Origin of the sequence: Streptomyces sp. NPDC088817 (assembly GCF_044750345.1) — a bacterium.
Classification (GTDB): Bacteria; Actinomycetota; Actinomycetes; order Streptomycetales; family Streptomycetaceae; genus Streptomyces.
In genome coordinates, this window is the sequence record NZ_JBIVJN010000010.1 from 172,332 (window position 1) to 189,036 (window position 16,705).

Consider the following 16,705-nt stretch of genomic DNA (forward strand, 5'->3'; position numbering starts at 1 on the left):
GCCCGCGCGGGTGCGACCCGTGGGGGTTTTTCCGCGGCTGTCCGGTGCGTATACGGCACCCCGGGCGCGCGACCCGTTCCGGGGTTCGCTACGTTTGCACCGTGGACAAGAAGAACGCCCTGCGCGCCGGCGCTCTGGCCGCCGGTACGACGCTGATGATGCTGCTCATGTCGTCTCCCGCGCTCGCGCTGACGCGCGACGACGGCGACGACCCCGGCAAGGGCCTGAGCGTCATCCAGACGCTGGGTCTGTTCGTCGGTCTCCCGCTCCTGCTGTTCCTGGTCATCACCGGCCTGGTCATGGTCCTGGACAAGTCCAAGGACCGGCTGCCGCGCGCGAGCCGGGACGTGGAGGTCAAGGCCAAGGCCTGACCCGGTCCTCCCCCCACCGCGGTCCGTCCGCGGCACGATCCCTCCGAGGGCGCCGACCTCGCCGTACGCACGCGCACAGCCGCCGTACGTGGGTGAGGTGGGCGCCCTGGGTGCGTTGCGGGACCGGAGGCCGGGCGGCCGCGGGACCGCCGGGCGAGGCCCCTACGCCGGTGCCCCCGGTGACTCCGACGTCCCGGCCAGCAGCTCCCTGAGCAGGTCGGCCAGCTCGCCCGCCCGTTCGGCGTCCAGGGCGGACAGCGCCTGCGTCTGCGCGGCCAGGCCGGCTCCCACCGCCTCGTCGATGAGCCGCAGCCCCTTGTCGGTCAGCGTGACCCTGAGGCCCCGGCGGTCGTGCGGATCCGGCGAGCGGCGCAGCAGCCCCGCGGCCTCCAGCTTGTCCAGCCGCCCGGTCATCCCGCCCGTGGTGAGCATGAGCGTCGCCGAGAGCTGCCGGGGCGAGAGGGTGTAGGGCTCGCCGGCCCGGCGCAGCGTGGCCAGCACGTCGAACTCGCCGCGTGAGATGCCGAACGGCGCGTACGCCTTCTCCATCCGGTCTCCCATCGCCCGCGAGAGCCGGAAGATCCGTCCGAAGACCTCCATCCCCGCGGTGCCGAGATCGGGCCGTACGGCCGCCCACTGGTCGACGATCGCGTCGACGGCGTCCCTGCGCGGGTGAGGGCGTTCAGTCATGGACCGAGTATCCGCCGCCCCACGGTCGACCGCAAGAAAGTGGCTTGACGCTAAGTAGCTTCCTACTAAGCTACTGGCCATGGCTGACTCCCGGCGTCCCGCCGCCACCTGGTCCCTGGCCGCACTCACCGCCCTCGCCCCGGTCTCCTGGGGCACCACCTACGCCGTCACCACCGAGTTCCTGCCGCCCGGGCGGCCCCTCTTCACGGCGCTGGTCCGGGCCCTGCCCGCCGGGCTCCTGCTGCTGGCGATGGCCCGGGTGCTGCCGAAGGGCGCCTGGTGGTGGAAGGCGGCGGTCCTCGGCGCGCTGAACATCGGCGCCTTCTTCCCGCTGCTGTTCCTGTCCGCGTACCGGCTGCCGGGCGGGATGGCGGCGGTCGTCGGCTCGGTCGGGCCGCTGTTCGTCGTGGGGCTCTCCGCGCCGCTGCTGGGGCAGCGGCCGACGGGGCGGGCGCTGCTCACCGGGATCGTGGCCGCGTTCGGGGTCAGCCTCGTCGTGCTGAGGGCGGCCGGGGCGCTGGACGGCGTGGGGGTCGCCGCCGCCCTCGCCTCCACCGCCTCGATGTCCACCGGCACCGTGCTGGCCAAGAGGTGGGGCCGCCCGGCCGGTGCCGGCCCGCTCGCCCTGACCGGCTGGCAGCTCACCGCGGGCGGCCTGCTGATCGCGCCCCTCGCCCTGCTGGCCGAGGGGCCGCCGCCCGCGCTGGACGCCCGCGCCCTCGGCGGCTACGCCTACCTCGCCCTGGCCAACACGGCGCTCGCCTACTGGCTCTGGTTCCGTGGCATCGGCCGGCTCTCCGCCACCCGGGTCACCTTCCTCGGCCCGCTGTCACCGCTCACCGCGGCCGTGGTCGGCTGGGCCGCCCTCGGACAGGCGCTCACCCCGGTCCAACTGGCGGGCATGGCCCTGGCCTTCGGGGCGACGGTGGCCGGACAGCTCGGCGCCGCCCGCCCGCCGCGATCGTTCAGCTCTCCTGAAAGGAATTCTCGAAAAGATTCGATGGACCTGACGGATGCCGCGCTGCGACGGTAGAGCGGACCCCGCCACTCACCAGCGAGAGGACCCACGTGGCCGACGTGCGCCCCCGGACCACCCCACCGCGCCCGCACACCGACGGCCGCACCACCGCACGCGTCGCCGCCCCGCGCGGTCCGGGGGCGGGCACCCCCGCGCTCGGGATCGCGCTCGCCGCGCTCGCCACCGTCGTCTGGGCCGGCAGCTTCGTCACCTCACGGGCGCTGCACGACAGCGTGCCGCCGGTGCAGCACGCGTTCTGGCGCTGGGTGCTGGCACTGGCCGCCGTCGCCCCGTTCGGCGCCCGCGCGGCCTGGCGGCAGCGGGAGCTGATCCGGCGCCATCTCGGGTACGTGCTGCTCACCTCCCTCCTCGGCGTCGCCGTCTACAACACCCTGGTCAACCAGGCCGGCCTCACCACTCCGGCGGCCAACATGGGCATGATCATGGCGGCCTCGCCGGTGCTGATGGCGGTCTTCGAGCGGGCCGGCGGCGTACGGCTGGGCACGCGCCGGATCGTGGGGCTGCTGACCGCCTGCGCGGGCGTGCTGCTGCTCGTCGGCGGGGGAGACCTGGCGTCGTTCACGGCCGGGGACCTGTGGATGATCGTCGCGGCGTGCTGCTTCGGCACCTACAGCGCCCTGCTGCGCCGCCGCCCCGCCGAGTTCGACGGCGTCGGCTTCCTGTTCACCACGTTCCTGTTCGGCACCGTGCTGCTCCTGCCCGCGCAGGCCGTCAGCCTCGCCGTCCAGGGCGGCTTCGAACCGGCCCCCGGCACGGTGCTGCCCCTGCTCTACGTCGGCGTCATGTCCTCCGCCGTCGCGTTCTTCGCCTGGGGCAGGGCGATCGCCCTCGTCGGCCCGACCCGTGCCGGACTCGTCTACTACCTGCAACCGGTGTGCGTGGCCCTGCTGTCGTGGGCCCTGCTCGGCGAGTCGATCGGCCCCCGGCAGGTGCTGTGCATGGCGCTGATCCTGGGCGGAGTGGTCCTCGGCACGGCGTCGCGCCGCTGAGAACACCCCGCGCGGCCGAGAACGCGTGCAGGAACTCACCACGGCGGCCCCGTACGGCCCGTATAGGTTGCCGCCATGGCCGAGTGGGAGCTCCGGAAGCTGATGATCCTGCGGACCCTGCGGGAGCAGGGGACCGTGACCGCGACGGCCGAGGCGCTGCGGATGACGCCGTCCGCCGTCTCGCAGCAGCTGACGAACCTGTCCAGGCAGCTCGGGGTGGAGCTGTTGCAGGCGCAGGGGCGGCGGGTGCGGCTCACGGACGCGGCACGGCTCGTGCTGCGGCACGCCGAGGCCGTGTTCGAACGACTGGAGCGCGCGGACGCCGAATTGGCGGCGTATGCCAAGGGCGAGGCCGGTGAGGTGCGGGTGGGTGCCTTCTCCACCGCGGTGCCCGCGCTGGTCGTGCCGGCGGTACGGGAACTGCGCGGCACGCATCCGGCGGTGACCGTCCGGGTCCGGGAGGCGGAGGCGGGCGAGGCCTACGAGCTGCTGGCGGCGGGGGAGGTGGACCTCGCGCTGTCGCTGGCCGCGCAGGCGCCCAGCGCGGTGGACCCGCGGTTCACCCTGGTGCCGCTGCTCGCCGACCCGCTCGACCTCGCCCTGCCGCCGGGGCACCGGCTGGCCCGGGCGGCCCGGGTACGGCTCGCCGATCTGGCGGAGGAGGCGTGGATCTTCGGCGGCAGCGGTCCCTGGTCGGACATCACGCGCGCGGCCTGCGAGGCGGCCGGGTTCAGTCCGTACCAGGGGCACTCGGCGGCCGGCTGGACGGCGATCCTGGCGATGGTGGAGGCGGGCATGGGCGTGGCACTCGTCCCGCGCATGGCGGTCGTGGGCAGGGAGGGCGTGGTGATGCGCACCCTGGGCGCCGACCGGCCGTACCGGCACGTGGTGGCGGCCGTACGCAAGGGGGCGCGGGAAGCGCCCGCACCGGCACGGGTGCTGACGGCACTGCGGTCCGCGGCGGCGGGGCTCTCCCGGCCCGAGTGACCGGACAGCGGGCGGAAACCGCGACGGCAAGGGGCGCCCGGTCGAGGACCGGGCGCCCCTTGCCGTCGTACGGGCCGTGTTACGGCTGGGCCGCCGTGTCCGCCGCCTGGGCCTTCAGGGCGCGCTCGACGCCCGCCCGCGACTCCGAGACCAGCCGGCGCAGCGCCGCGTTCGGCTCGGCCGAGTCCAGCCACTCGTCGGTCCTGCGCAGGGTGTCCTCGGACACCTGGACCGACGGGTAGAGGCCGACCGCGATCTGCTGGGCCATCTCGTGGGAACGGGCGTCCCAGACGTCCTTGACCACCTCGAAGTACCGGTCGGTGTACGGCGCGAGCAGCTCGCGCTGGTCGGTCTGCACGAAGCCCCCGATGACCGCCTCCTGCACGGCGTTCGGGAGCTTGTCGGACTCGATGACCGACGCCCAGGCCTCGGCCTTGGCCTCCTCGGTCGGGCGGGCGGCGCGGGCGGTGGCCGCGTGCCGCTCACCGGCCGCCGTCCTGTCGCGCTCGTACTCGCCCGCGATCTCCGGCTCGTCGAACCGGCCGACGGCCGCCAGCCGCTCCACGAACGCCCAGCGCAGCTCCGTGTCCACGACCAGGCCCTCGACGGTCTGCGAGCCGTCCAGCAGGGACTCCAGCAGGTCGAGCTGCTCCGGCGTACGCGCGGTCGCCGCGAAGGCGCGCGCCCACGCGAGCTGGTGGTCGCTGCCCGCGTCCGCCGCCCGCAGGTGGGCCAGCGTGGCGTCGGTCCAGCGGGTGAGCAGGGCCTCGCGGGCGCCCGGGTCGGCGTACAGGTCGACGGCCAGCTTCACCTGGCGGTGCAGCGACTGCACGACACCGATGTCGGACTCCTTGCCGATCCCGGACAGCACCAGGGACAGGTAGTCGCGGGTCGCCAGCTCCCCGTCCCGCGTCATGTCCCAGGCCGACGCCCAGCACAGGGCGCGCGGCAGCGAGGACTCGAAGTCGCCCAGGTGCTCGGTGACGACGGCCAGCGACGCCTCGTCCAGGCGGACCTTGGCGTACGACAGGTCGTCGTCGTTGAGCAGGATCACCGCCGGGCGGCGCCGGCCGGCCAGCTCCGGCACGGCGGTCAGCTCGCCGTCCACGTCCAGCTCGATCCGGCCGTCCGCGGCGCGCACCAGCTTGCCGCTCGCCTCGTCGAGGTCGTACAGGCCGATCGCGATCCGGTGCGGGCGCAGGGTCCCACGCGGCGGAGCCGCATCATCGGATACAGCGCCCTTCGCGCCGGCCGGCAGGGCGGGAGCCTCCTGGCGGACGGCGAAGGAGGTGATGACCCCCGCCTCGTCCGTCTCGATCTCCGGGCGCAGGATGTTGATCCCGGCCGTCTCCAGCCACTTCTTCGACCAGGTCCGCAGATCGCGCCCGGAGGTCTCCTCCAGCGCGCCCAGCAGGTCGGACAGGCGCGTGTTGCCGTAGGCGTGCCGCTTGAAGTACGCCTGCACGCCCCGGAAGAACTCGTCCATGCCGACGTAGGCGACGAGCTGCTTCAGGACGCTCGCGCCCTTGGCGTAGGTGATGCCGTCGAAGTTGACGAGGACGTCGTCCAGGTCGCGGATCTCCGCCATGATCGGGTGGGTGGACGGCAGCTGGTCCTGCCGGTACGCCCAGGTCTTCATCTGGTTGGCGAAGGTGGTCCACGAGTGCGGCCACCGCGAGCCGGGCGCGTGCGCCATGCAGGCGGCCTCGGCGTAGGTGGCGAACGACTCGTTCAGCCACAGGTCGTTCCACCACTCCATGGTGACCAGGTCGCCGAACCACATGTGGGCCAGCTCGTGCAGGATCGTGGTGGCCCGCGCCTCGTACGCCGCGTCGGTCACCTTGGACCGGAAGACGTACTGGTCGCGGATGGTGACCGCGCCCGCGTTCTCCATCGCGCCCGCGTTGAACTCCGGCACGAAGAGCTGGTCGTACTTGCCGAACGGGTAGGCGTAGTCGAACTTCTCCTGGAACCAGTCGAAGCCCAGCCGGGTGACCTCGAAGATCGCGTCCGCGTCGAGGAACTCGGCGAGGGACGGCCGGCAGTAGATGCCGAGCGGGACCGACTGGCCGTCCTTCTCGTACACGCTGTGGACGCTGTGGTACGGGCCGACGATCAGCGCCGTGATGTACGTCGAGATGCGCGGCGTCGGCTCGAACACCCAGACGTCGTCCTGCGGCTCGGGCGTCGGCGAGTTGGACACCACCGTCCAGCCCTCGGGCGCCTTCACGGTGAACTGGAAGGTGGCCTTCAGGTCCGGCTGCTCGAAGGACGCGAAGACCCGCCGGGCGTCCGGGACCTCGAACTGCGTGTAGAGGTAGGCCTGCTGGTCGACGGGGTCGACGAAGCGGTGCAGGCCCTCACCGGTGTTGGTGTACGCGCAGTCGGCGACGACCCGCAGGACGTTGCGGCCCCGGAGCAGGCCCGGCAGGGCGATCCGGGAGTCCGCGAAGACCTCGGCGGGCTCCAGGGAGTCGCCGTTGAGGGTCACCTCGTGGACGGCCGGGGCCACCAGGTCGATGAAGGAGGCGGCGCCTTCGTCGGCGACGTCGAAGCGCACCGTGGTCACGGACCTGTAGGTACCGCCCTCCTGCGCGCCGGAGAGGTCGAGATCGATCTCGTACGAGTCAACGGTGAGCAGCTTCGCCCGCTGCTGCGCCTCTTCGCGAGTCAGGTTTGTGCCAGGCACGCGGTCATCTCCTCGTGATGTGTGGATTGCGCCATCTTTCCACGTGACCCGCGCGGAACGCGACGACCGGAACCCGCCGGTGAGCGGGGCGGCGGAGCGCGAGCCTGGGGGCATGACGACAGTGAGCGGAACGACGGAACACAGCGCGCGTGCCATCGCCCCGGCCGTGCTGGAGCGGCTGCGGGAGCGGGACGACGCCGGACGCCCCGCGGCCCCGTACACCGACGAGGAGGGCGGCGCGCCGCTGCGCTGCTGCCTGCGCAGGAGCGAGCCGGGGGAGCGGATCGCGCTGGTCTCCTACGCCCCGCTGCGGCGCTGGGCGGCGGAGACGGGCGCCGCTCCGGGCGCGTACGACGAGCAGGGGCCCGTCTTCGTCCACGCGCGGGAGTGCGCGGGGCCGGCCGTCGGCGCGGGCCGGCCGTTCAGCAACGCCCACCGTGTGGTCCGGCGCTACGGTGCCGACGGACGCATCCTGGGCGGACGGCTGGTCGGGGAGGGCTCCGCCCGGTTCGACGCGGCGTTCGCGGAAGCGTTCGACGACCCGGCCGTGGTGCTCGTCCACGTCCGGGCCGTCGAGTACGGCTGCTTCCTCTACGAGGTGCGCAGGGGCTAGGCGACCACGGCGGACCGGTCCTTGAGTTCCGCCGCCACCAGCTCCGCGATCTGCACCGCGTTCAGGGCCGCGCCCTTGCGGAGGTTGTCGTTGGAGATGAACAGGGCCAGGCCGTTGTCCACCGTCTCGTCGCGGCGGATGCGCCCGACGTAGGACGGGTCCTGCCCGGCCGCCTGGAGCGGCGTCGGGATGTCGGAGAGGGCGACGCCGGGGGCGCCGCCCAGCAGCTCGGTCGCGCGCTCCACGCTGAGCGGGCGCGCGAAACGGGCGTTGACCTGGAGGGAGTGGCCGGAGAAGACCGGCACGCGCACACAGGTGCCGGACACCTTCAGCTCCGGGATCTCCAGGATCTTGCGGGACTCGTTGCGGAGCTTCTGCTCCTCGTCGGTCTCGTTCAGGCCGTCGTCGACGAGGTTGCCCGCGAGGGGGAGCACGTTGAAGGCGATCGGGCGCTTGTAGACGGACGGCTCGGGGAAGTCCACGGCCGAGCCGTCGTGGGTCAGCCGGTCGGCCTCCGCGACGACCTTCTGGGTCTGGCCGTGCAGCTCGGCGACGCCCGCGAGGCCCGATCCGGACACCGCCTGGTAGGTGGCGACGACCAGCGCCTCGAGGCCCGCCTCCGCGTGCAGCGGCTTGAGGACGGGCATCGCGGCCATCGTCGTGCAGTTCGGGTTGGCGATGATGCCCTTGGGGCGGTCGGTGATCGCGTGCGGGTTCACCTCGGACACCACCAGCGGTACGTCCGGGTCCCTGCGCCACGCGGAGGAGTTGTCGATCACCACGGCGCCCTGCGCGGCGACCTTCTCCGCGAGGGCCTTCGAGGTCGCGCCGCCCGCCGAGAAGAGCACGATGTCCAGGCCGGTGTAGTCCGCGGTGGCCGCGTCCTCCACCGTGACCCCGTCGAGGACCGTGCCCGCCGAGCGGGCCGAGGCGAACAGGCGCAGCTCGGTGACCGGGAAGTCGCGCTCCGTGAGGATCCCGCGCATGACCGTGCCGACCTGACCGGTGGCTCCGACGATTCCGATCCTCACGGTGACTCCTTCTGCTCACTTCACTCTGCGTACGCGGTACGCGCAGGACTGTTCCATCATGCGTCTGTCCTGGGGCGGTCTGTCCAATCATTGCCCACGGACTGGGACGGCCCGGTGGACGAGCCGCACCGGAAACGCAAGGGGCGGGCTCCGGATGGAGCCCGCCCCGTCGTCACGTACCGGAGGTGGAGACCGCCGTTACTGGACGACCTTGCCGATCTTCACGCTGCCCAGGCCCGCGGCGGTGCCCCGGGTGTTCAGCACCTGCACCTCGCCGAAGAACTCGCGGCCCGCGGGGGCCGGCTGGTTCGCGACGACGTCGGCGGAGATCTGCGCCGTGCCGTTCGGGGCGAGCGTGTACAACTTCGCCTCGTCGACCTTGACCGAGCCGAGCGCCGCCGAGTAGTACACGTCCCGGTAGTCGTAGGCCGTGGTGCCGGCCGGCACCGAGTAGGCGTCGATCAGGACGGTGTACGTGCCCGCGGCGGGCTTGGCGATGGAGACGGACTCCTCCGAGCCGCCCGCTGCCGAGTAGGCGACGCGCGTGCCGGCGGCGTTGTACACGTACAGGTCCAGGTCGGCCCCGGCGTCCGAGACGTTGCCGATGGCGACGTCCAGGCGCTCCGCACCGGCCGGAACGACGATGGTCATCGTCTGCTCCTCGCCGTCACGGATACCGGGACGGTCCGACTTCGACGAGCCCAGCGAGCCGCCCTTGAGCTGGGCGTCAAGACCGGCGAGCTTGTTCGTCAGCGTCCAGGACACGGGGGTCGGCACACCGGCCTTCGCCTCGTCGACCGTCTGCACCGCGGGGCTGAAGTCCAGCCCGTACACCGCCGCGTTCAGCTTGTACGGGTTGTCAAGGAGCGGCGAGGTGCGACGCGCCTCGACCTCGATCTCCCACACGCCCGGCATCGGCTTGGCGTACGAACGCACGTCCGGACGGCAGGTGTTGGCCGGGTTGTTGTAGTTCGGGTAGCAGTACGGGGTCGAGGTGTTGTCCACCGGGGTGCCGTACGGGTGGATCGCGATGAAGCGGGTCTGGCTGCCGTCCTTGAGGCCGCTCATCGAGACCTCGAGGGTCTTCGCGCCCTCGGGGACGGTCACGAAGTACGACTCGGTGCTGTTGCGCTGTGCCACACCCGACACCGAGTAGGTGTAGGAGGGCTTGGCGATGTCCGTGGCGACGACCACGGTCAGCATGATCTGCTTGTCCACGCCCTCGGTGCGGTTGTCGTCGACCTCGAGGATCGCGCTGTGCACGCCTGCCGAAGCGGGACGCGCCTCGATCTTGACCGTCACCGGCTTGTTCAGCGGCAGCGAGACCTCGTGCGCGCCAACGATCTTGAAGGTGCCGTCGTCGTTCTTCAGGCTCAGGTGGTGCTTGACCGAACCGGCCGCGCCCGTGGTCCGGGTGACCTGGACGTCGTAGGTCTTCTTCTGGCCCTTCTTCAGGCCGCCCTCGCGGTCGTACAGACCGTCGCCGAAGTCCGGGGTCCGAAGCGCCCAGGACAGCGAGGTGCTGACGGGAGCCTTGACCGTGTACTCGTGCGCCGAGGCGCCCTTCTCGATCGACTTCCAGGCCTTGACGATGTCCATCAGGCCGGCGCCCTCGCTGTGCGGCTGCTCGCCCTTGATGTGCTGGGCGGTCGAGGTCAGCGCGGTGCGGAGCTTCGCCGGGGGCAGGTCGATGTGCTTCTGCTTGGCCGCCGACAGCAGCAGCGCGGACGCGCCGGCCGCCTGCGGGGAGGCCATCGAGGTGCCCTGGAGCATCGAGTAACCGGCCGGCAGGGAGTAGCCGGCCTCGGCGACCGGGCCGCCGGGCAGCCAGGTCTGGGTGGTGTTGATGGCCGCACCGGGCGCCGAGATGATCGGCGCGAAGCCGCCGTCCTCACGCGGACCGCGCGAGGAGAACGGCATCATCGAGTACGACTTGTTCACCACGGAGCCGTAGTTGGCGGCCCAGGTCTCCTTGGAGATGGTCGCGCCGACCGAAATGACCTTGTCGGCGAGACCGGGGTCGCCGATGGTGTTCAGGCCCGGACCGCTGTTGCCCGCCGAGATGACGAGCTGCACGCCGTAGGTGTCGATGAGCCGCGTGTAGAGCTGCGCGCGGGCGTTGTTGCCGTCGTTGAGCGCCGGCAGGCCGCCGATGGACATGTTGACGATGTCCACGCCGCGGTTGACGACGAGGTCGATCATGCCCTCGGTGAGCGCGACGTTGGTGCAGCCGCCGTTCCAGTTGCAGGCCCGGGAGGAGACGATCTTCGCGCCCGGGGCCGCGCCGTTCATCTTGCCGCCGAACAGGCTGTTGGCGGCGGTGATGCCGGCGACGTGGGTGCCGTGCTCGGACTCGATGACGCCGATGTTGACGAAGTCGGCCTTCTTGCCGACCCAGGACCCGCCGTAGGGGTCCATCGCCACGTCCTTGCGGATCTCCACGACGAACGGCACGCGCAGGTCGGCGCCGGTCGCCGGGTCCTTCTTGTCCTGGCCGAACCAGCCGACCTGGTAGCCGTCCTTGTACGGCTTCATCGGAACGTCGTCCGTGAAGTCGTTGTTGTTGTTCAGGTCGACGCGGACGGTGCCGTTCGCCGGGTCGTACAGGACGCCCCAGACGCTGGTGGTCTTTCCGTCGCGGTCCAGGTCGCCGTCGGCGTCGCCGCCCTTGGTCGCGGACTCGCTGAAGGTGTTGAACAGGAAGCTGCCCGCCGGCGTCTTCCAGGTCTTGCCGCCCGAGGTGAACTGGGGGCCCGTGACCGTGGTGGTCATCGGACGCCAGGTGCCGTCGCTGTCGACGATCGGGTCGGTGGCGGTGACCCAGTCGACGATCTTGCGCTCGCCGGTGGTGGTCTTCTGGAGGGCGGGGTGGCCCAGGTCGACACCCGAGTCGAGGACGCCGATCGTCACGCCGCGGCCGTCCGCCTTCGGGTTCTTCTTCACGAAGTCGACGGCGCCCGTCTCGAAGGACGGGTTGTACGGGTTCTCGGCAGGGGTGTTCTTGTCGGGCGCCGGGTAAGTGCCCTTGTCCTTGCCCTTGTTCTTGTCCTTGCCCTTGCCCTCGGGGGAGTCCGCCTCGGGCCTCGGGTCGTCGAGCGGGATGTCCTGCTTGAGGTCGATGGCCTGCACGGAGGACAGCTTCGCGGCGGCGGCGATCGCCGAGTCCGCCTTGCCCGTCGGCACGGTGGCGCGGACGTAGCCGAGCTTGTCGTAGGTGCGGCCCACGGCGCCGCCGTCGACCGCGTTCAGCTGCTTGGCGACCTGCGCGGTCTCGCCGGGCGCGGTCGCGATCATCATGGTGACGTTCTTGGCGCCCTCGGCCTTGGCCTCGGCGAGCAGTTCGGCGCCGGCCGAACCGAGTTTGTCGCCCGCCGGCTTGACGGCCGGGTCAGTGGACGCGGGGCCGTCCTGGGCGACGGCCAGGGGTATCGGGCCGGCCACGGAGAGCGCGGCCACCACGCCGGCGGCCATGGCGATACGGGCCAGGCGTCTTGCGCCCGTGAGCGGTGCGCGCTGGGGGTCGGGGGTCATCGGCATCCCTTGCAGGTAAAGGAACCAAGCGAGGTGCGATCGGGGTCGATCGCGATCGTCCGCATTTCGGAGTCGGATGATCGCTCAGCTTTACCTAAAGGAAAGATGTTTGACGAGAGTTGGTCCTGACCGGATGGACGCATGGCGTACTTCCGCCATGCGCCACGAGGGGCATAGGGGCCCAAAACATGGCGCTTCTCCCGGTGCCGGGGGAGTGCGACCGCCCCTGCCGTCACGGGTGTTCACTCCGCCCCGCACCGGCCCCGTGGACCTCGCCGATTCGCTCCGGACAGCCCCCTTCCTGCCGTAACGTCCCCCCATGAACCAGGAGTTGAGGGTGGCGGCCTACGCCGTGTGTGTACGGGACGGACGGCTGCTGCTGGCCCGCTTTGTGGCGGGCGACGGCACCCGGCGCTGGACCCTGCCCGGCGGCGGCATGGAACACGGCGAGGACCCCTACGACACCGTCGTGCGCGAGGCCGAGGAGGAGACCGGCTACACCGTCGAACCGGTCGCCCTCCTGGGCCTGGACTCCGTCCGCCGCCACTACCCGCGCCCCCAGGGCGCCCAGGCCGACTTCCACGGCCTGCGCATCCTCTACGACGCCCGTGTCACCGGCGGCGAACTGCGCCACGAAACGGCCGGCTCCACCGACCGGGCGGCCTGGCACCCCCTGTCCGCGGTGCCCGCCCTCCCCCGGGTGGGCCTGGTCGACGTGGGCCTCCACCTGTGGCACACCCGCCCGCCGGCGGGAAACCCCGCCTGACGCGCGAGGAGGGGCCGCCGGATCGTGGTCCGGCGGCCCCTCCTCTCCCCTCCTGGTGCGCCCCCGGCGGACGTCCGGTCATGACCGGGGGAGCGCCACCACGTATGCGGCCGGGTCGCGGTCGGTGGCCGCCATCAGGGCGGTGCGGACGACCGTCGCCTGGTCCTCCAGGGACTCGCGCAGCTTCCTGGGGGTCAGGTGGACGACCGTGATGCCCAGCCGCTCCAGGTGCTCGCGCTTGCCGGCGTGGTCGGGGCACACGGCCTCGTCGTCCGGCCGGCCCCCCTGGCGGTGGGCGCGGGTGTCCAGTTCCAGCGCGACCGCGTGCTCCGGCCAGTAGGCGTCCACGCCGCCGAGCAGCGGGCCGCCCGGCAGCCGCAGGTCGACGTTCCAGACCGGGTCCGGCAGGCCGTGCTCGCGCACCATCCGGTACAGCCGGTCCTCCGCGAGCGCCCGCCGCTCGGCCAGCAGCAGGTCCACCGCGTCCACCACGTGCGGCCGGCTCAGCAGCCCGGCACCGGTCAGCTCGCGGACCACGGCGGACGGCTCGCAGTACCCGCCGCGCACCGCCTCCGTCAGCAGCCGCCGTACCGTGCCCGCGTCGGACAGACCGGCCACCGCGTCCGCCAGGGCGCGCGGCACCGGGGCAACCGGCAGGCCCGTGACCGCCTCGGCGGCGGGCAGGCCGGCCGCCCGGACGATCCGCGCGCAGCCGGCCGAACGCAGCCGCCGGCCGCGCTCCACCAGGACGTCGATCTTCTCCAGCGCCGGCAGACCGGGCGACGCGGCCAGTCCGTGCAGGGTGAGCGCCGCGAGGCCGGTGACCATCACCTCCGCGTACACCGGCCGGTGCGGGCCCTGGGCGGTCGGCTGCGCCGGCACCCCGGCGGCCGCGCGGGGGAGCGGACCGCGCGCCGCGTACAGGAGCACCGCGTGCAGCCGTTCCTCACTGGTCGGTGGGCCCGGATGGAGCAGGAACACACCCGGCAGGAACTCCTGCCAGGGCCCGCCGGCGCGGCACCGTCCGGCGGCCTCGGCCGCCGACACTCCGTGCTCGCGCAGCTGAGCGGTGGTCAGGACCCGGCGCGGGGTCTCGGCGAGATGGTGCAGGGGGCGGGGGGAGAGCGGGGTTTCGTGGGTCATGTCCGGCACGTTTCCCGCACCGTGTGCGGCCGGTAACCGCTGTTACACGCCCGTTGACAAACCTGGACAAGCTCGCCCTAAAGGACGGATGTTCGGATGCCGAAAACCCCTGGTCGCCTCGCGGGCGGACCAGGGGTTACGGCAAGCCGGGCACGCATCGTGTAACAGTTACCGCACGCCCGACCCTTGGCCAGAACTACGGGTCAGCCGGCGGACGTTCCGGCCGCCGCGTCGCACTCCTGCCCGCGCAGCGTACGGGCCAGGTCGTCCCGTGCCTCCAGCACCAGGCGGCGCAGCGCGGGAGCGGCTCCCTCGTGCGCGGTGAGCCATGCGTCGGCCGCCCGGAGGGTCTCCGGCGAGTCCTGCAACGCCGGGAACAGCCCCCGCACGACGTCCATGCCGATCTGGATGGACCGCTCGGTCCACACCCGCTCGATCGCCTCGAAGTACCTCGGCGCGTACGGCGCGAGCAGCTCCCGCTGGGAGGACTGCCCGAAGCCCGCGATCGTCGCCTCCACCAGCGCGTTCGACAACGCGTCCGAGTCCACCACCTGCTCCCAGGCCCGCGCCTTGACGGCGGCCGAGGGCCGCGCGGCCAGGCAGCGCACCTGGTGCCGCTTGCCGGAGGCGGTGTCGTCCCGGGCGAGTTCGGCGGCGAGCGCCTTCTCGTCCGCCACCCCGTGCGCCGCCAGCGGCTCGAGGAACGCCCAGCGCAGCTCCTGGTCCACCTTCAGGCCGGCGATCTCCTCGGAGCCGTCCAGCAGACCCTTCAGCAGCTCCAGGTCGTCCGGCGCGGAGGCCGCCGTGGCGAAGAAGCGCGCCCACGCGAGCTGGTGCTCGCTGCCCGGCTCGGCCTGGCGCAGCTCGGCCAGCGCCCCCTCGGCCAGCGCCCGTCCGCCCGTCTCCCGCCACTGCGGCGCCGCGTAGTGCACCAGCGCGGACTCCGCCCAGGCGTGCAGCATCTGGAGCACGCCGATGTCCGTCTCCCGGCCTGCGAAGCGCAGCACCAGACCGACGAAGTCCCGCGCCGGCAGCAGCGCGTCCCGGGTCAGGTTCCACAGCGCCGACCAGCACAGCGCGCGGGCCAGCGGATCGGTCAGGCCGCCCAGGTGCTCCCGGAGCGTCGCCAGCGAGGTCTCGTCGAAGCGGATCTTGCAGTAGGTCAGGTCGTCGTCGTTGACCAGCACCAGATCGGGCGCGTCCGCACCCGCCAGCTCGGACACCACCGTACGGGCGCCCGCCACGTCGGTCTCGGCGCGCGCGTACCGCTCCAGCGCACCCACCTGGGACCGCTGGTACAGGCCCACCACCACCCGGTGCGGGCGCAGTTCAGGATGCGACCCGGCGGCCTCCTGGATCACCGCCAGCTCCTCGATCCGGCCGTCGGCGCCCAGCACCACCTGCGGGGTCAGCGAGTTGACCCCGGCCGTCTGGAGCCACGACCGCGCCCACGCGCCCATGTCCCGGCCGCTGGTCTCCTCCAGCACCGCGAGCAGGTCGCCCAGCCGGGTGTTGCCGTAGGCGTGCCGCTTGAAGTAGCGCCGCGCGCCCTCCAGGAACGCGTCCTGGCCGACGTACGCCACCAGTTGCTTGAGCACCGAGGCGCCCTTGGCGTAGGTGATGCCGTCGAAGTTCAGCTTGGCGTCCTGCAGGTCGCGGATGTCCGCGGTGACCGGGTGCGTGGAGGGCAGCTGGTCGGCACGGTACGCCCAGGCCTTGCGGCGGTTGGCGAAGGTGATCCAGCCGTCGGTGAAGCGGGTCGCGCCGACCAGCGAGAACGAGCCCATGAAGTCGGCGAAGGACTCCTTCAGCCACAGGTCGTCCCACCACTCCATGGTGACCAGGTCGCCGAACCACATGTGCGCCATCTCGTGCAGAATCACGTTGGCCCGGGCCTCGTAGGAGGCCTGCGTGACCTTCCCGCGGAAGATGTACTCCTCCCGGAAGGTGACCAGGCCCGGGTTCTCCATCGCGCCGAGGTTGTACTCGGGCACGAACGCCTGGTCGTACTTGCCGAACGGGTACGGGTAGTCGAAGTGGTCGTGGAAGAAGTCCAGGCCCTGCTTGGTGACCAGGAAGACGTCGTCGGCGTCGAAGTGCCTGGCGAGCCCCTTGCGGCACAGCGCGCCCAGCGGGATCTCCAGCCGCGTACCGTCCTCGAACACCCGCTCGTAGGAGTCCGTCACGTAGTGGTACGGGCCCGCGACCACGCAGGTGATGTACGTCGAGATCGGCTTGGTCTCGGCGAACCGCCACACCCCGTCCTGCGCCTGGCCCGCCCCGTTGCTCCACACCGTCCAGGCCTCCGGCGCCCGCACCTCGAAGCGGAACGGCGCCTTGAGGTCGGGCTGCTCGAAGTTGGCGAAGACCCGGCGGGAGTCGGCGGGCTCGTACTGCGTGTAGAGGTAGACCTCGCCGTCCTCCGGGTCGACGAAGCGGTGGAGGCCCTCGCCGGTGCGCGAGTAGGCGCACTGCGCGTCCACGACCAGCTCGTTGTCGGCGGCCAGGTCCTCCAGGAGGATCCGGGAGCCGTCGAAGACCTCGCTGGGGTCGAGGTCCCTGCCGTTGAGCGAGACGGCGGTGACGCTCGGCGCGATCAGGTCGGCGAAGCTCGACGCGCCCGGCTCGTTGCAGCGGAACCGGAGGGTCGTCACGGACCGGAACGTCAGCGGACCGTCCCCGGTGTCCTCGCCCACCGCGGACCGCACGTCCAGGGACACCTCGTACCCGTCGACGGACAGCAGTGCGGCCCGCTCCCGGGCCTCGTCGCGGGACAGATTCTCACCGGGCACAGGCGGCACTCCCTCGGATGTTTTCACGATGTGGACAGCATCGATCCTGCCATGCGGATATGCG

The 16,705-nt window shown here is 72.1% G+C and carries 12 protein-coding genes; 6 read left to right on the plus strand and 6 right to left on the minus strand.

What is annotated here, in order from left to right; genetic code table 11:
* Nucleotides 1-101 precede the first annotated feature (101 nt).
* Nucleotides 102-371, plus strand: coding sequence for a hypothetical protein (locus ACIP4X_RS20395; RefSeq protein ID WP_358728534.1), 270 nt, complete (start codon nucleotides 102-104; stop codon nucleotides 369-371).
* 162 nt (nucleotides 372-533) lie between these two features.
* Here ACIP4X_RS20395 and ACIP4X_RS20400 read toward each other — a convergent pair whose 3' ends face one another.
* Nucleotides 534-1,061 carry a MarR family transcriptional regulator gene (locus tag ACIP4X_RS20400; protein ID WP_391452981.1) on the minus strand — a complete coding sequence of 176 codons (528 nt, stop codon included), beginning with the start codon at nucleotides 1,059-1,061 and terminating at the stop codon, nucleotides 534-536.
* Nucleotides 1,062-1,140: 79 nt separating this feature from the next.
* Here ACIP4X_RS20400 and ACIP4X_RS20405 point away from each other — a divergent pair, with 79 nt between their 5' ends.
* The 3 genes from ACIP4X_RS20405 (at nucleotide 1,141) to ACIP4X_RS20415 (ending at nucleotide 4,076) form a co-directional block, all read left to right on the plus strand.
* Entirely contained in the window at nucleotides 1,141-2,094 is a 954-nt protein-coding gene (locus ACIP4X_RS20405) for an EamA family transporter (protein WP_401349812.1), read from the plus strand.
* A gap of 44 nt (nucleotides 2,095-2,138) precedes the next feature.
* Complete coding sequence (locus tag ACIP4X_RS20410; protein WP_401349893.1) at nucleotides 2,139-3,089, plus strand: DMT family transporter; 951 nt, start codon at nucleotides 2,139-2,141, stop codon at nucleotides 3,087-3,089.
* 75 nt (nucleotides 3,090-3,164) lie between these two features.
* Entirely contained in the window at nucleotides 3,165-4,076 is a 912-nt protein-coding gene (locus ACIP4X_RS20415; protein WP_358728540.1) for a LysR substrate-binding domain-containing protein, read from the plus strand.
* 79 nt (nucleotides 4,077-4,155) lie between these two features.
* Here ACIP4X_RS20415 and pepN (ACIP4X_RS20420) read toward each other — a convergent pair whose 3' ends face one another.
* Nucleotides 4,156-6,765 (minus strand): aminopeptidase N, encoded by a 2,610-nt coding sequence (gene pepN / locus ACIP4X_RS20420; protein ID WP_358728542.1) that lies wholly within the window; start codon nucleotides 6,763-6,765, stop codon nucleotides 4,156-4,158.
* A gap of 112 nt (nucleotides 6,766-6,877) precedes the next feature.
* On the opposite strand from pepN (ACIP4X_RS20420), the gene ACIP4X_RS20425 reads away from it, so the two are divergent.
* Entirely contained in the window at nucleotides 6,878-7,378 is a 501-nt protein-coding gene (locus ACIP4X_RS20425) for a DUF1203 domain-containing protein (protein ID WP_401349816.1), read from the plus strand.
* On the opposite strand, the gene ACIP4X_RS20430 is transcribed toward ACIP4X_RS20425, so the two are convergent.
* Nucleotides 7,375-8,409 (minus strand): aspartate-semialdehyde dehydrogenase, encoded by a 1,035-nt coding sequence (locus ACIP4X_RS20430; protein ID WP_401349819.1) that lies wholly within the window; start codon nucleotides 8,407-8,409, stop codon nucleotides 7,375-7,377. The genes ACIP4X_RS20425 and ACIP4X_RS20430 overlap by 4 nt on opposite strands.
* Nucleotides 8,410-8,607: 198 nt before the next feature.
* Entirely contained in the window at nucleotides 8,608-11,940 is a 3,333-nt protein-coding gene (locus tag ACIP4X_RS20435) for a S8 family serine peptidase (RefSeq protein ID WP_401349822.1), read from the minus strand.
* Between the two features lie 319 nt (nucleotides 11,941-12,259).
* On the opposite strand from ACIP4X_RS20435, the gene ACIP4X_RS20440 reads away from it, so the two are divergent.
* Nucleotides 12,260-12,706 carry an NUDIX hydrolase gene (locus ACIP4X_RS20440; protein WP_358728550.1) on the plus strand — a complete coding sequence of 149 codons (447 nt, stop codon included), beginning with the start codon at nucleotides 12,260-12,262 and terminating at the stop codon, nucleotides 12,704-12,706.
* A 78-nt stretch (nucleotides 12,707-12,784) separates the two neighbouring features.
* Here ACIP4X_RS20440 and ACIP4X_RS20445 read toward each other — a convergent pair whose 3' ends face one another.
* Both ACIP4X_RS20445 and pepN (ACIP4X_RS20450) read right to left on the minus strand, forming a co-directional pair.
* A complete protein-coding gene (locus ACIP4X_RS20445) occupies nucleotides 12,785-13,849 on the minus strand; it encodes a hypothetical protein (protein ID WP_358728552.1) in 1,065 nt (354 codons plus the stop codon).
* Between the two features lie 203 nt (nucleotides 13,850-14,052).
* Nucleotides 14,053-16,641, minus strand: a complete 2,589-nt coding sequence (gene pepN, locus ACIP4X_RS20450) for an aminopeptidase N (protein WP_358728554.1) — start codon at nucleotides 16,639-16,641, stop codon at nucleotides 14,053-14,055.
* Nucleotides 16,642-16,705 lie beyond the last annotated feature (64 nt).

Bases quoted from the DNA above. Each gene is read 5' to 3' on its own strand.
- ACIP4X_RS20400 (WP_391452981.1), bottom strand. From the start codon at position 1,061: ATGACTGAACGCCCTCACCCGCGCAGGGACGCCGTCGACGCGATCGTC.
- ACIP4X_RS20405 (WP_401349812.1), top strand. From the start codon at position 1,141: ATGGCTGACTCCCGGCGTCCCGCCGCCACCTGGTCCCTGGCCGCACTC.
- ACIP4X_RS20415 (WP_358728540.1), top strand. From the start codon at position 3,165: ATGGCCGAGTGGGAGCTCCGGAAGCTGATGATCCTGCGGACCCTGCGG.
- ACIP4X_RS20425 (WP_401349816.1), top strand. From the start codon at position 6,878: ATGACGACAGTGAGCGGAACGACGGAACACAGCGCGCGTGCCATCGCC.
- ACIP4X_RS20435 (WP_401349822.1), bottom strand. From the start codon at position 11,940: ATGACCCCCGACCCCCAGCGCGCACCGCTCACGGGCGCAAGACGCCTG.
- ACIP4X_RS20440 (WP_358728550.1), top strand. From the start codon at position 12,260: ATGAACCAGGAGTTGAGGGTGGCGGCCTACGCCGTGTGTGTACGGGAC.
- ACIP4X_RS20445 (WP_358728552.1), bottom strand. From the start codon at position 13,849: ATGACCCACGAAACCCCGCTCTCCCCCCGCCCCCTGCACCATCTCGCC.